The organism is Oleiphilus sp. HI0080 (assembly GCF_001635135.1).
The window spans coordinates 1-446 of record NZ_LWFU01000721.1; the positions used below are offsets into that span (position 1 = coordinate 1).

Consider the following 446-nt stretch of genomic DNA (forward strand, 5'->3'; position numbering starts at 1 on the left):
GACCTTTATCTCGATCAAGTGGATACGCTCGTCATTGATGAAGCGGATCGAATGCTTGATATGGGGTTTATTCCTGATGTTAAACGTATTCTTGGCCGCTGCCCGAAAGTTGATCGTCGACAAACGCTTCTTTTCAGCGCCACTTTTAATCAGGACGTGTTGAACTTGTGTCAGCGCTGGACAAGTAGTCCGATTCATATCGAGATCGAAGCAGAGCAACTGACCACTGAAAAAGTGGATCAGAAGATCTTCATGGTGTCGTCGGATGAAAAGCTTGAAATTATTTGTCGCTATCTTGATTTGAACAAAGTGAGTCGTGCCATTATTTTTGGTAATCGACGCGATGAGACCCGTCGCCTCGAATCAGCATTAAAAGCAAAGGGCATCAAGGCTGCTTTGCTGTCTGGAGAGGTTCCTCAGCACAAACGCATTAAAACCTTGGATCA

Annotated in this window: 1 protein-coding gene; it reads left to right on the forward strand. The window is 45.1% G+C overall.

Features of this window, described 5'->3' with window-relative positions:
* A partial coding sequence (locus A3751_RS15470; protein ID WP_156492516.1) for a DEAD/DEAH box helicase occupies positions 1-446 on the forward strand: 446 nt, incomplete at both ends.